Below are 12501 nucleotides of genomic sequence, written 5' to 3' on the forward strand. Positions count from 1 at the left end.
CCTTCTGGGGCGCTCAGCGCAGGGCCGCGGCGTGGGCCTCGTACGCGGCGCCGATGATGCCGGAGTCATTGCCCATCCGGGCCCGCACCACCGGGGCGTCCAGCTGCAGCAGCGGCAGGAAACGCTCGGCCTCGGCGCTGATACCGCCGCCGATCACGATCAGGTCAGGCCAGATCAGGCTTTCGGCGAAGGCGAGGTACTCCTGCACCCGCGACACCCAGTCGGCCCAGGAGAGGTTGTCCCGGGTCAGCGCGGCGGCGGACGCCCACGGGCAGCAGTCGAAGCCGTCGATCCGCAGGTGCCCGAGTTCGGTGTTGGGAACGAGCCTGCCGTCCACGAACAGCGCCGAACCGATCCCGGTGCCCAGCGTGACCACGAAGACCACCCCGGGCTCACCCTGCGCGGCACCGCGGGTGACCTCCGCCAGCCCGGCGGCATCGGCGTCGTTGAGCAGCGCGACCGGCGTCCCGAAGGCCTCGTCGAACAGGCTCTGGCCGTCGATCCCGATCCAGCTCGGATCGATGTTGGCCGCCGTCCGGACGATCCGTTTGCGCACCACCGCCGGTACTGTCACCCCGACCGGCACCGAGGCCAGCCCGTCGAACCCGGCCCGCAGCTCGGCAGCCGCGCGGGCGACCGCCTGCGGTGTGGCCGGTGACGGGGTCGCTACGGTGCGCCGCGGCTCGCAGAACAGGCCGGTGGCCAGGTCGACCGGAGCGCCCTTGATGCCGGTGCCGCCGATGTCGATGCCAAAGGCGATGCCCCGCGCCCGTCCGGCGATGGACGACTGCCGGTCGGTCAGCCTCGTCTCGAGAAGGTCAGGTGACATGGCTCTTCCTTGAGTCTCGCGGACGGTGGCCTACAGGGTCTGTTCAGTACGAGCAATGATGTCATCCTGCGTGGCCTTCGACAGCACGGTGAAGAAGGCGCTGTAGCCGGCGACCCGGACGATCAGGTCACGGTGGCGCTCGGGGTGGGCCTGGGCGTCCAGCAGGGTGGCCCGGTCGACCACGTTGTACTGCACGTGGAAACCGTCCAGCCGGTTGAAGAAGGTGCGCAGCAGCATGATCAGCTTGGCCCGGTCCTCCGGCTTGGCCAGCAGCTGGGGGTTCACCTTCTGGTTCAGCAGCACCCCGCCGGTGATCAGCTCGGTGGGCAGTTTGGAGACCGACTTGAACACCGCCGTCGGTCCGTGCAGGTCGGCACCGTGGCTGGGGGAGCAGCCTTCGGCGAGGGGCTCGCCGGCATGCCTGCCGTCCGGGGTGGCCATGGTGGAGGCGCCCTGTGGCACGTTCGCCGAGATGGACGAGGTGCCGGCGTAGTAGCCGCCGCCGATCGGGCCGCGGCCGTAGCGGGTGTTGTGGTGGGCGTAGATCTCGTCGATGCAGGTGTCGTAGGCGCGCACCAGCAGCCGGTCCACCTCGTCGTCGTCGTTGCCGTACTTGGGAGCGTCCAGCAGCAGGGCGCGGATCTGCTCGCCGCGCTCGCCGGCGAAGTCGTTCAGCAGCGCCTCCCAGAGCTCGGCGGCGGTGACCGTGTGGTCGTCGAAGACGCACTTCTTGATCGCCGCGAGGGAGTCGCCCAGGTTGGCGATGCCGACCTGCAGGCCGGAGATGAAGTCATAGACCGCACCGCCCTCCTTGATCGGCTTGCCGCGGCCCAGGCAGTCCTCGACCAGGGTCGAGCACAGCACGTCGGCGACGTTCTCCTCCAGGGCGATGTCGCAGGCGGTGTCGAGGGCGACGCAGTGCCGCTGGAACTCCCGGACGGTGACGTCCCAGGCTGCCAGCAGTTCGTCGATGCCGGTCATCTCGATGAAGTGCTTCACCGGGGTGGCCAGTTGGACGCCCGAGGCGGGGTCCACGCCGTTGTTCATCGCGATCAGCAGGGTCTTGGGGAAGTTGAGGAAACTCATCCCGGTGCAGCGGTAGCCCCACTTGCCCGGAACGGCGACCTCGACGCAGCCGATCGCGGAGTAGTTGTGGGCGTCCCGGGGGGAGACCCCCTTGGCGATCAGGGACGGGATGATCACCTCGTCGCTGTTGAAGGCCGGCATGCCGAAGCCCAGCCGCATCACCTCGATGCACTCGGCCATGAAGTCGTCCGACAGGCCGTGGTGATACCGGACGGTGAGGTTGGGCTGCGGCAGCCTGGTCTGTGCGACCGAGCGCAGGACCAGCCAGGACAGCGGGTTGACCGCGTCGCCACCGTCCGGGCGTTGCCCACCGACGGTGACATTCTGGTAGAGCGGGCCGCCGGCGCTGAACCGGGTGTGCGACCAGCTGCGGATCTTGGCCACCGACAGGGTCTTCAGCCACAGGTTGGTCAGCAGTTCGGTGGCGTCCTGGGGTGTGATCCGCCCCGCCGCCAGGTCGGCGGCGTAGAACGGGTAGAGGTACTGGTCGAGTCGGCCGTAGGACAGCGAGTGCCCGTTGGACTCGATCTGCAGGCACAACTGCACCAGCCACACCGCCTGCACCGCCTCGCGGAAGGTGGACGCGGGCTGCTCGGGGACGGTGGCGAGGATCCGGCTCAGCTGTGCCAACTCGGCGCGGCGGGCGTCGTCCGGTTCCGTCCCGGCCAGGTCGGCGGCCAGGTCGGCGTAACGATGGGCGAAGCCGACCACCGCGTCCAGGGTGATCAGCACAGCGCGGTAGAAGGCTGCCTTCTTCTGGCCGTCAGCGTCGGTGAGGTCGAGTCCGGCGAGCAGTTCCTCTGTCCGTGCCCGGTAGCCGGCCAGCCCTTCGGCGAGCACACGTTCGTAGGAGACGGCGATGTGGGCATCGCCGGAGGTGATGTTGCCCTCCGGGTGGATGATGCCAAGATCGTAGAACTGCCGGCTGGCCGACGGCATCAGAGCCAGGCCACGCTCCTTGAGCGTGTTGTGCTCCCAGAACGGGGCGATCTCGCGCAATTGCTGCTTGGCCTGCTCGGTGATGGTGAACCGGTCACCGGGACGGGAGTCGAACTCGTCCAGTTCGGCGATCACCCAGTCCATCGCGTACTCCGGCATGATCGGGGCCGCCCGGTTGGCCGAGGCCTGGTTGCCTGCGATCAGCGTGGCCGGCTCGATGTAGATCGACATGTTCGCCAGCACGTTCTTCACCATCAGCGCGCGCTGGATGATCATCGGCTGGTCGGCGTGCTCGCGGTAGGTCTGGGTGGTGAGCAGCGCCCGCTCGACGCAGACCGAGGCCGGGGTGTCGAGCAGTTGCTCGCGCCAGGCGGCCATCCGGGGAGTGAGCCGGCCGAAGTGCGGGTCGGTGGCGGCGGTCTGCGGTTCGGTCAGGGTGCTCATCAGATGTCCTCTCGGGTGGCGGGTTCGGTGACGGGGTCGGCGGGCACCGTCTGGACGGTGAGACCTGCGCCGGTGAGGTGGGAGTACAGCGGGCCGGGCAGGTCGGTGTCGGTGACCAGCTGCGCGACAGCGTCCAACCCGAGCAGCGGGACGGAGCCCCGGCGTGGGAACTTCAGCGACTCGGTGAGCACCACGACCTCGCGGGCACGCCGGGCCATCGCCTGGACGGCCGCCGCGCGGAGGTGGTTGGCGCCGGTGAAGCCGGTTTCGGGGGTGTAGCCGTCGATCCCGATGAAGAGCCGGTCGACGAAGAAGGAGGCCGCGCACTGCTCGACCAACGGGCCGACCAGCACCTGAGACTCAGGCTGGTAGTCGCCTCCGAGCAGGACGACCGATGCCTGCGAGCCCCGGACGTAGTCGGCGATGAAGGCAGAGTTGGTGATGATCGTCACCCCGCGCCGGGTGCGTCCGATCGCCTCGGCGAGCAGGGCGCAGGACGAACCGGACTCGATCATCACGGTGGCGCCGTTCGGGACCAGGTCGACCGCCGCCGCGGCGATCCGGCGCTTGAGGTCGTAGTGGACGGCGAGCCGGCTGAGCAGGTTGTCGGGGGCGATCGCCTCGGCGTAGCCGTGCTGGCGACGGACCAGACCGCGATCGGCGAGGTTGTCGAGGTCCTTGCGGACGGTGACCTGGGAGACCCCGAAGTGCGCGGCCAGGTCGTTCACGTCCACCCGTTCGTGGGCGATGACATGCTCGAGGATTCTCGACCGGCGATCCATGGCATTCCTCCAGCGCTGCGTTCCGCCAACGGCTTGACGCTACTACGAAGGATAGTAGACTTTCGAATGAAACATCAAGTAGCTTCGTTGAGAAGCTGGCAACGGAAGGTGTGGCGATGAGCGCGGAGGTCGGACGGGTCTTCGACATCCAGAAGTTCTCGCTGCACGACGGCCCGGGGATCCGCTCGGTGGTCTTCCTCAAAGGCTGCCCGATGACCTGCGCCTGGTGCTCCAACCCGGGTTCCCAGAAGCTCCGCGTACTGCAGGTACGCGATCCGCTGCATCCCGGCGTCCGGGTGCCCGACAGTCGTGACTGGACGGTCGAGGAGGTGGTCGAGACCTGCCTGCAGGATCGTCCGTTCTACCAGGAATCGGGCGGCGGGGTGACACTGTCCGGCGGTGAGGCCCTGGTCCAGCACCGGTTCGCCCGCACCCTGCTGCACGCGTTGCGGCAGGAGGGCGTCCACACCGCGCTGGAGACCACCGGCTACGCCGCGCCCGCCGTCTTCCAGCGGGTACTGGCCGAGGTCGACCTGCTGCTGATCGACGTCAAGCACCACGACCCCGAGCTCCACCGGCGCTGGACCGGTGTCGGCAACGATCTTCCGCTGGCCAACCTGGCCGCGGCGCTCGCGGCCGGCACACCGCTGCTGGTCAGGATCCCGGTGATCCCCGGCGCCAACGACAGTCTCGCTGACGCTGCGGCGTTCTGCCGGTTGCTGAAGCCGCTGGGCGTCACCGAACTCCAGTTGCTGCCGTTCCACCAGTTCGGCGAACGCAAGTACGAGTTGCTCGACCGCGGGTACGCGATGGCCGGCGTCCCGGCGCTGCACGCCGAGGACCTGGACGACTACCGGCGGGCGTTCGCCGACGGCGGCATCCACGCCTTCTGCTGATCCCGGTCAGCGGCTGACCAGGTCCGCCGGCAGGTGGTCGAGCCGGTTGGTCCACTCCACGACCTGGGAGAAGTCCGGGTTGTGGACCGACCGCAGCAGGGTGTGCCCGGTATTGCTGAACTCCAGCCAGGTGCCCAGTTCGCCGTCCGGGCCGACCTCCCAGCCGATCGCCGCCCGCAGCAGGTACTGGATGAACCAGGCATGGCTGACGATCGCGATCACCTGCTCGGTGGTGCCGAACCGTCCGGAAAGTTCGGCCAGCACCACGCGGGCGCGTTCGGCGGCCACGCCCGGGGTCTCGAAAGGACGCCGGTACCAGCCGGTCTCGTCAGCCTGGGGAGGCAGCACGAGACGAGGATTCGCCCGTTGCAGCACGGAGGCCGCGGTCCCCGGTCGCGGGACGCCCCTGGTGCTGTGGCCGGTGAAGGTGCCCTCATAGACGCCGTTCACCTCGTGCAGCAGGGTGTGGCCCTCCACCGGCAGGTCGAGGGCTTCGGCGATCGGCGCTGAGGTCGCCACCGCGCGGTACATCAGGGAGCTGAGCAGCACGTCCGGACGGGGCAACGCTCCCGCCGCGAAATGGTCGGCGAGCCGGGCCGCCTGCTGGATCCCCAGCTCGGTCAGCTCCGGATCGGGGACCCGATTGCTGCCGACACCGGTCTCGGCCTCGACCCGGTTGTTCAGCGATTCGCCATGGCGGATGAGCAGCAGATACACCCCCCGATCATGGCATGAGGGGGTCGGTGCCCGGGCGGAGTTCGGCCAGCCGGGGCCGGATGCCGGCGTCGCCCGGTCGTCCGGCGAACGGTAGAATCATCGCCCGTGACTGCCGCTGACCTGCTCGCCGAACTTGCCGACATCGATCGCACCCTCACCTCCATCGAGGCGGTGCTCGATCCCGACGCCTCCCGGGCGGAGATCGCCGGGTTGGAGGAGCAGGTGTCAGCCCCCGACCTGTGGGACGACCAGGAGAACGCCCAGCGCGTGACCTCGCGGCTGTCGCGACTGCAGGCCGAGGTCGACCGGCTGTCGCGGCTGCATGGCCGGATCGACGACCTGCAGGTGCTGGCCGAACTCGCCCAGGAGGAGAACGACGCCGACACCCTGGCCGAGGCGCAGAAGGACTTCAAGTCGCTCAAGGCCGACATCGACGCGCTGGAGATCCGCACCCTGCTGTCCGGCGAGTACGACGAACGCGAGGCCCTGGTCACGATCCGGTCCGAGGCCGGGGGAGTGGACGCCGCTGACTTCGCCGCCATGCTGCTGCGGATGTACCTGCGCTGGGCCGAACGTCACGGCTATGCCACCGAGGTCTACGAGACCTCCGAGGCCGAGGAGGCAGGCATCAAGTCGGCGACCTTCACCGTCAAGGAGCCGTTCGCCTACGGCATGCTCTCGGTCGAGCAGGGCACCCACCGGCTGGTCAGGATCTCGCCCTTCGACAACCAGGGCCGCCGGCAGACCTCCTTCGCCGGGGTGGACGTCTTCCCGGTCACCGAGGAGATCGACCACATCGACATCCCCGAACAGGATCTGCGGGTGGACGTGTTCCGGTCCTCCGGCCCGGGCGGTCAGAGCGTGAACACGACCGACTCCGCCGTCCGGCTGACCCACATCCCGACCGGCATCGTGGTGTCGATGCAGAACGAGAAGTCGCAGCTGCAGAACAAGGTGGCCGGCATGAAGGTGCTGCAGTCCCGGCTGCTGGAGCGGGCACGGGCCGAGAAGGAGGCCGAGATGCGCGGGCTGAAGGGAGACGCCGGCAACTCCTGGGGTGCCCAGATGCGCTCCTACGTGCTGCACCCCTACCAGATGGTGAAGGACCTGCGTACTGACTACGAGGTGGGCAACCCCGAGGCGGTCTTCGACGGTGACATCGACGGTTTCATCGACGCGGGCATCCGCTGGCGCCGGCAGACCGGCTCGAGGTGAGCGGGTAGGCCGCCCACGGCGTGGCGATTCGGGGCGACGGCGACCGAGCGCATACACTCCCAGATGAGGTCGGCCTGAGAGATCCTCAGGAAACTCCCGCATCGTCAACCCGGCCACACCCTGCATCGTGATCAGATTCGAGGACGTCTCCAAGACCTACCCCGGCCAGTCGAGGCCGGCGTTGCGCAATGTCAACGTGGAGATCGCCAAGGGCGAGTTCGCCTTCCTGGTCGGCCAGTCCGGCTCGGGGAAGTCGACCTTCCTGCGGTTGATCCTGCGTGAGTACCTGCCCTCAGACGGCCATCTCTACGTCGCCGGGAAGGACCTGACGAAGCTGCGCAGCTGGAAGGTACCCGGCCTGCGCCGCCAGATCGGCACCGTCTTCCAGGACTTCCGGCTGCTGCCCGGCAAGACCGTCACCCAGAACGTGGCCTTCGCGCTGCAGGTGATCGGCAAGCCGAACTCCCTGATCAAGCGGGTGGTTCCCGAGACCCTGGAACTCGTCGGGCTGGAAGGCAAGGGTGATCGGCTGCCCGAGGAACTGTCCGGCGGGGAGCAGCAACGGGTGGCGATCGCGCGGGCCTTCGTCAACCGCCCGGCGATCCTGATCGCCGACGAACCCACCGGCAACCTCGACCCGACCACCTCGGTGGGCATCATGAAACTGCTCGACCGGATCAACAAGGCCGATACCACGGTGATCATGGCCACCCACGACGCCACCATCGTCGACCAGATGCGCAAGCGGGTGATCGAGCTCTCCGGCGGCGATGTGGTTCGCGACCAGACCAAGGGCGTCTACGGCTACCAGTAGGTCACTGACGTAAGGAAGGGTGGCCTCGATGCGCCATACGTTGTCCGAAGCGATGTCCGGCTTGCGCCGGAACGCGTCCATGAACCTCGCCGTCATCGTCACGATGTGGGTGTCGCTCGCCCTGTTCGGGGCAGGGCTGCTGGTGACCCAGCAGGTCGATCTGCTGCGCGGTAACTGGTACGACAAGATCGAGATCAGCGTCTACCTGTGCGTGCCTGACTCCCGCGGCGGCCAGTGCGAGCCCGGTGTCTCCACCACCGACGCCGAGCGGGCGGCGATCGAGGCCGCACTGCGCGGTAACCCCGAGGTCGCCGAGGTGTACTACGAGTCGAAACAGGAGGCGTTCGACGAATTCCGTGAGGTTTATGCCGACGACCCGATTCTCGAGACAATGACCGTCGACATGATTCCGGATTCCTTCCGGATCAAGTTGGTCAACCCCGAGGAATATCAGGGGGTCGTGTCCATGGTTTCGGGTATGCACGGCGTCCAGCGGGTGAATGATCTGCGTGAATATCTCGACCCGCTTTTCAGTTGGCTGAACATGGCCAGATGGGCCACGGTGGGGGCCAGCGTCCTGCTGCTCGTGGCGGCCGCGCTGCAGATCGGCAACACCATCCGGATGGCGGCCTTCTCACGTCGCCGGGAGATCGGGATCATGCGTCTGGTGGGCGCATCGAACTGGTACATCATGCTGCCGTTCCTGCTCGAATCGCTCATCGCCGCGCTGGTCGGATCGCTGCTGGCGTGTGCCTCGCTGGCCGCTGTCGAGCAGTTCGTGATCATCGGAAAAGCTAAAGCAGAGATTAAGGGTATTGAGTGGATCCGCTGGGAACACGTCGGAATCACCATGGGCAGTCTTGTGTTGTTGGGGGTCATACTCTCTATTATCCCAACATTGATAGCGACCCGGAGATTCCTTCGGGTCTGACCTTCGATCAGTGAAGAGGTAGACCGTGCGACAGGTGACTTCCCCCACCTCAGCATCGACTCCCCGACGTGGTTCCCGGCGTTGGCTCCAGATGGCGGCGGCGACCGTCCTCGCGTTGGCGCTGGCGTTGGCTTCGGCCACGCCCAGCAGCGCCGACAACCTGTACGACCAGCGGGACAAGGTGCGCAAGTCGATATCGGCAACCAAGGCCGCGATCAAGGACGGAAAGAAAGAAGTAGCCCAGCGCACCGAGGTGCTGCAGGAATCCGAGCAGAAACTCAGCGTCGCTCAGGATGAGTTGACCAAAGCTCAGAGTTTCCTGAACAACGCTGAAGAAAAACTTGCCCAGGTGAAGCGGAGCCTGGCCGCCGCGAAGGCCAAGGACGCGGCTATTGCCAAAGAACTGAAGAAGGCGCAGGACGAACTGGCCGCCTCGATCGCCCGGGTGGCGCAGGGCGAGACCGACCTCGCCCAGCAGCAGCGGCTGATCGGCACCGTTGTCAGCACCGCCTACCAGCAGCAGTCGGGTCTGGTGACCTTCGCCTTGCTGGCCAGCTCGACCAGCCCGCGGGAGATCGCCGACCGCGTGCAGTGGACGGACACGATCTTCGACTCGACCTCCTCGGAGATGGAGCGGCTGCGGGAACTGCAGGTGCAACTGGAGCAGGCGAAGGCCGCCCGTACCGACGCCGAGGCGAAGGTTGCCGAGCAGAAGCGGCAGACCGAGGCCCAGGTGGCGGCCGTCAAGGCGCTGGCCGACCAGGCCAGGGCGCTGGCCGACGAGGCCGCCGAACGCCGTGCCGACGTGGCTGCGAAGGTCTCCAAGGTCAAGGGCCTGGTCGCCGAGAGCCGGGAACTGCGCGACGAGGCGGTCGACGAACTGGAAGCGGACAAGGCCCAGTACGACCGGCTACAGGCCCAGGAGGAGTCGATCTCGGCGAAGATCAAGGCACAGATCGCCAAGGACAAGGCGTCCGGCAAGAAGACCCAGGTGAACTCGAAGGGCTTCATGCGTCCGGTCGACGCCAAGCCGGGTTCCCCCTTCGGACTGCGGTACCACCCGATCCTGCACTACTGGCGGATGCACTGGGGCCAGGACTTCGGTGCCCGCTGCGGTGCCCCGCTGTATGCGATGGCGGACGGCAAGGTCACCCAGATCCTGAAGACCGCCAACTCCCACGGGCTGGGCAACTGGACGGTGATCGACTACGGCAGCTACAAGGGATCCAACATTCGCAGCGGCTACGCCCACCAGTCCAAGATCATCGTGAAGGTGGGCCAGCACGTGAAGCGCGGCCAGGTGGTCGGCTACGTCGGGACCACCGGGCTGTCCACCGGTTGCCACCTGCACCTGCAGATCTACAAGAACGGCGTGCGGGTCAACCCGATCAACTACGTGTAATTCAGACCCCCCACCTCAGTGCCGCCAACCCCTGCCTTGGTAGGGTTGGCGGCACTGTCGTCGCCGGGCCACGGAGGCGTCACGGGACTACGGAGGGAACCGATGCCGCGACCTGTCGGGCGCACCATGGTGGCCCAGAACCGCAAGGCACACCACGACTACCACCTGCACGATCACTTCGAGGCCGGCCTGGTGCTCACCGGCACCGAGGTGAAGTCGCTGCGCGAGGGACGTGCCTCGCTGGCCGATGCCTTCGCGACCGTGGACGACGGCGAGGTCTGGCTGCGCAATGCGAACATCCCCGAATACGCCTTCGGCACCTGGCGCAAGAGCCACACCGCCCGGCGCACCCGCAAGCTGCTGCTCCACAAGAAGGAGATCGCCAAGCTCGAGAAGGAGACGGTGAATTCCGGACGGACGATCGTCCCGCTATCGATCTACTTCTCCGACGGCCACGCGAAGGTCGAGATCGCCGTCGCCACCGGCAAGAAGGAATGGGACAAGCGCCAGACCATCGCCCAGCGCGACGCCGACCGGGAGGCCCAACGCGCCCTGGCCTCGCGGAACCGGCGGCGCTGATGCCCGGGAGTGCCGGTGGCCCAGGTACCGGTGCCGCGCGGCTGCTGCGCGGTGCGGCGGCCGCTCTCGTGCTCGGTCTGGGACTGCTGGGTGGCATCGCCGCACCGGCCCAGGCGGCCACGCAGGACGTCTTCGACCGCTTCGACGTGCAGGCGACGCTCAACCCCGACGGCACGGTGGACGTGGTCGAGACCGTCACCCTGCACTTCGGCAGCAGTTCGGGCCGGCACGGCCTGGAGCGCACCCTGGTGACGCGTGAACCCGACCCGGACACCGGGCAGGACATGCTCTACCCGGTGACGAACATCTCGGTGGAAAGCCTCACCTCCGGGGTGTCCGACGCCCTCGACGTCGCCAATCTGGAGTCGGACGGGCCGCGTAACACCTACGTCCGGCTCCGGGTGGGCGACCCGGAACGGCAAGTCTGGCAGGATTCCGCCCAGTACCGGCTGCGGTACCGGATCGGCGGCCTGATGAGGACCGTCGACTCGGTCGAACAGCTCTACTGGGACATGACCGGCTCGAGCATGCCGCAGATCGACAACTTCACCGCGACGATCAGCGTCCCCGGTGGCGCCCAGCAGCTGTTCTGCTCCTCGGCGTTGCCCGGTAAGGCCGCCACCTGCAGTTCGGACGTGATCGACGACCAGGGACGGGCGGTCATCACACAGGACCAGATTCCCCGCGGGCAACTCCTCACCGTCGGTGTCAAGGTGACCCCCGGCATGGTTCGGCCGGCGACCCCGATCTTCGCCGAGAACGCCACCGTCGCCCAGCAGCGGTTGGGGCAGGGCCTGCTGCTCGGTTCAACCGGAGCCGGGGCGCTGGTGGCACTGGGTGGCTGGGCCTACGTCCGGCGCCGCACCGGTGACCTGCGGTATGCCGACCTGCCGCCGGGCGTCCTGCCGGCGGCAGGCCATCCGGCCACCGAGATCCGCAACCCGAAGGGCTACCAGGTGCCGGTGGCCTTCGCCCCACCCGCGCTGTCCCTGGCTGAGGCCGGCCTGTTGCTGGACGGCAAGGGACTGGTCAAGCACACCACTGCCACCCTGGTCGGGCTGGCGGTGAACGGTGCCATCCAGCTGCGCAGCGAGGATCCACCCCAGGCCCGGCTGGTGAACGCCGACCTCGCTCCCGACAAACCCAGCGGGGCGCTGGTGAAGCACCTGTTCAAGAACGCAGAGGTGGCCGACCTGGCCGAGGCCGGTTCGATGGTGAAGGCGGACACGGCGGTCCAGAAGGCCGCCCGCCGATCCGCCGAGGCGGGGAACTGGTTCCTGTCCACCGGCAATGTCGGCCTGGGCTCGGGGCTGTCGATGGTGGTGCTGGTGCCGATGGCCGGGGTGGTCGCGCTCGTCCTGTTCGGCGGGATCGCGCTCAACCTCTGGCCGCTCGGGCTGGCCGTGGTGGTCGTCGGCATCGTTGCCGCGTCCCGGCTGGCCAAGGCGCGTCGCAGCGGTACCGGTCGCGCCCTGACCGACCAGGTGGAGGGCTTCCGCACCTACCTGGCGACAGCGGAGGCCGAGCAGTTGCAGTTCGAGGAGGGCGAGGACATCTTCTCGAAGTACCTGCCCTGGGCGATCCTGTTCGACCTCACCGAGCGTTGGACCCGGCTGTGCGAGCAGTTGGTGGCGATGGGGCGGCTGTCGTCCCAGCCGCCGACCTGGTACTACGGCAGCAGCTGGGATCTGCACGCCATGTCCTGGCAACTGAACACCATGGGCAGCCACGTCTCGACGGCCGCCTCACCGCCGCCGTCCTCCTCCGATTCTGGCTGGGGGAGTGGCGGTTCGGCCTTCGGCGGTGGCGGCGGCGGGTTCTCCGGCGGTGGTGGCGGCGGAGGCGGCGGCGGTTCCTGGTGAGGCCG

The 12501-nt window shown here is 67.8% G+C and carries 11 protein-coding genes; 7 read left to right on the top strand and 4 right to left on the bottom strand.

Features of this window, described 5'->3' with window-relative positions; translation table 11 throughout:
* Positions 1 to 13 precede the first annotated feature (13 nt).
* The 3 genes from ppgK to VB080_RS09500 are packed head-to-tail and all read right to left on the bottom strand — an operon-like array spanning position 14 to position 4080.
* Positions 14 to 829: a polyphosphate--glucose phosphotransferase gene (gene ppgK / locus VB080_RS09490; protein ID WP_323418194.1), complete on the bottom strand. Its 816-nt coding sequence runs from the start codon at positions 827 to 829 to the stop codon at positions 14 to 16.
* 30 nt (positions 830 to 859) lie between these two features.
* The gene (locus VB080_RS09495) at positions 860 to 3298 is read right to left on the bottom strand and encodes a glycyl radical protein (protein ID WP_323418195.1); all 2439 of its coding nucleotides are present in this window, start codon (positions 3296 to 3298) and stop codon (positions 860 to 862) included.
* A complete protein-coding gene (locus tag VB080_RS09500) occupies positions 3298 to 4080 on the bottom strand; it encodes a DeoR/GlpR family DNA-binding transcription regulator (protein ID WP_323418196.1) in 783 nt (260 codons plus the stop codon). The genes VB080_RS09495 and VB080_RS09500 overlap by 1 nt, the downstream gene beginning before the upstream one ends.
* 116 nt (positions 4081 to 4196) lie before the next feature.
* On the opposite strand from VB080_RS09500, the gene VB080_RS09505 reads away from it, so the two are divergent.
* A complete protein-coding gene (locus VB080_RS09505) occupies positions 4197 to 4976 on the top strand; it encodes a glycyl-radical enzyme activating protein (protein ID WP_323418197.1) in 780 nt (259 codons plus the stop codon).
* A 6-nt stretch (positions 4977 to 4982) separates the two neighbouring features.
* On the opposite strand, the gene VB080_RS09510 is transcribed toward VB080_RS09505, so the two are convergent.
* Positions 4983 to 5693 carry a histidine phosphatase family protein gene (locus VB080_RS09510; protein WP_323418198.1) on the bottom strand — a complete coding sequence of 237 codons (711 nt, stop codon included), beginning with the start codon at positions 5691 to 5693 and terminating at the stop codon, positions 4983 to 4985.
* A gap of 105 nt (positions 5694 to 5798) precedes the next feature.
* On the opposite strand from VB080_RS09510, the gene prfB reads away from it, so the two are divergent.
* From prfB to VB080_RS09540, 6 genes are all read left to right on the top strand, one after another.
* The gene (gene prfB, locus VB080_RS09515; RefSeq protein ID WP_323418199.1) at positions 5799 to 6908 is read left to right on the top strand and encodes a peptide chain release factor 2; all 1110 of its coding nucleotides are present in this window, start codon (positions 5799 to 5801) and stop codon (positions 6906 to 6908) included.
* Positions 6909 to 7035: 127 nt separating this feature from the next.
* Positions 7036 to 7722: a cell division ATP-binding protein FtsE gene (gene ftsE / locus VB080_RS09520; RefSeq protein WP_323418200.1), complete on the top strand. Its 687-nt coding sequence runs from the start codon at positions 7036 to 7038 to the stop codon at positions 7720 to 7722.
* 28 nt (positions 7723 to 7750) lie between these two features.
* The gene (gene ftsX, locus VB080_RS09525) at positions 7751 to 8653 is read left to right on the top strand and encodes a permease-like cell division protein FtsX (RefSeq protein WP_323418201.1); all 903 of its coding nucleotides are present in this window, start codon (positions 7751 to 7753) and stop codon (positions 8651 to 8653) included.
* Positions 8654 to 8744: 91 nt separating this feature from the next.
* Positions 8745 to 10055, top strand: coding sequence for a peptidoglycan DD-metalloendopeptidase family protein (locus VB080_RS09530; protein ID WP_323418202.1), 1311 nt, complete (start codon positions 8745 to 8747; stop codon positions 10053 to 10055).
* Between the two features lie 102 nt (positions 10056 to 10157).
* Entirely contained in the window at positions 10158 to 10634 is a 477-nt protein-coding gene (gene smpB / locus VB080_RS09535) for an SsrA-binding protein SmpB (RefSeq protein WP_323418203.1), read from the top strand.
* Positions 10634 to 12496 carry a DUF2207 domain-containing protein gene (locus VB080_RS09540; protein WP_323418204.1) on the top strand — a complete coding sequence of 621 codons (1863 nt, stop codon included), beginning with the start codon at positions 10634 to 10636 and terminating at the stop codon, positions 12494 to 12496. The genes smpB and VB080_RS09540 overlap by 1 nt, the downstream gene beginning before the upstream one ends.
* Positions 12497 to 12501 lie beyond the last annotated feature (5 nt).

The sequence above is a fragment of the Propionicimonas sp. genome (assembly GCF_034927565.1).
In the GTDB taxonomy this organism is placed as follows: domain Bacteria; phylum Actinomycetota; class Actinomycetes; order Propionibacteriales; family Propionibacteriaceae; genus Propionicimonas.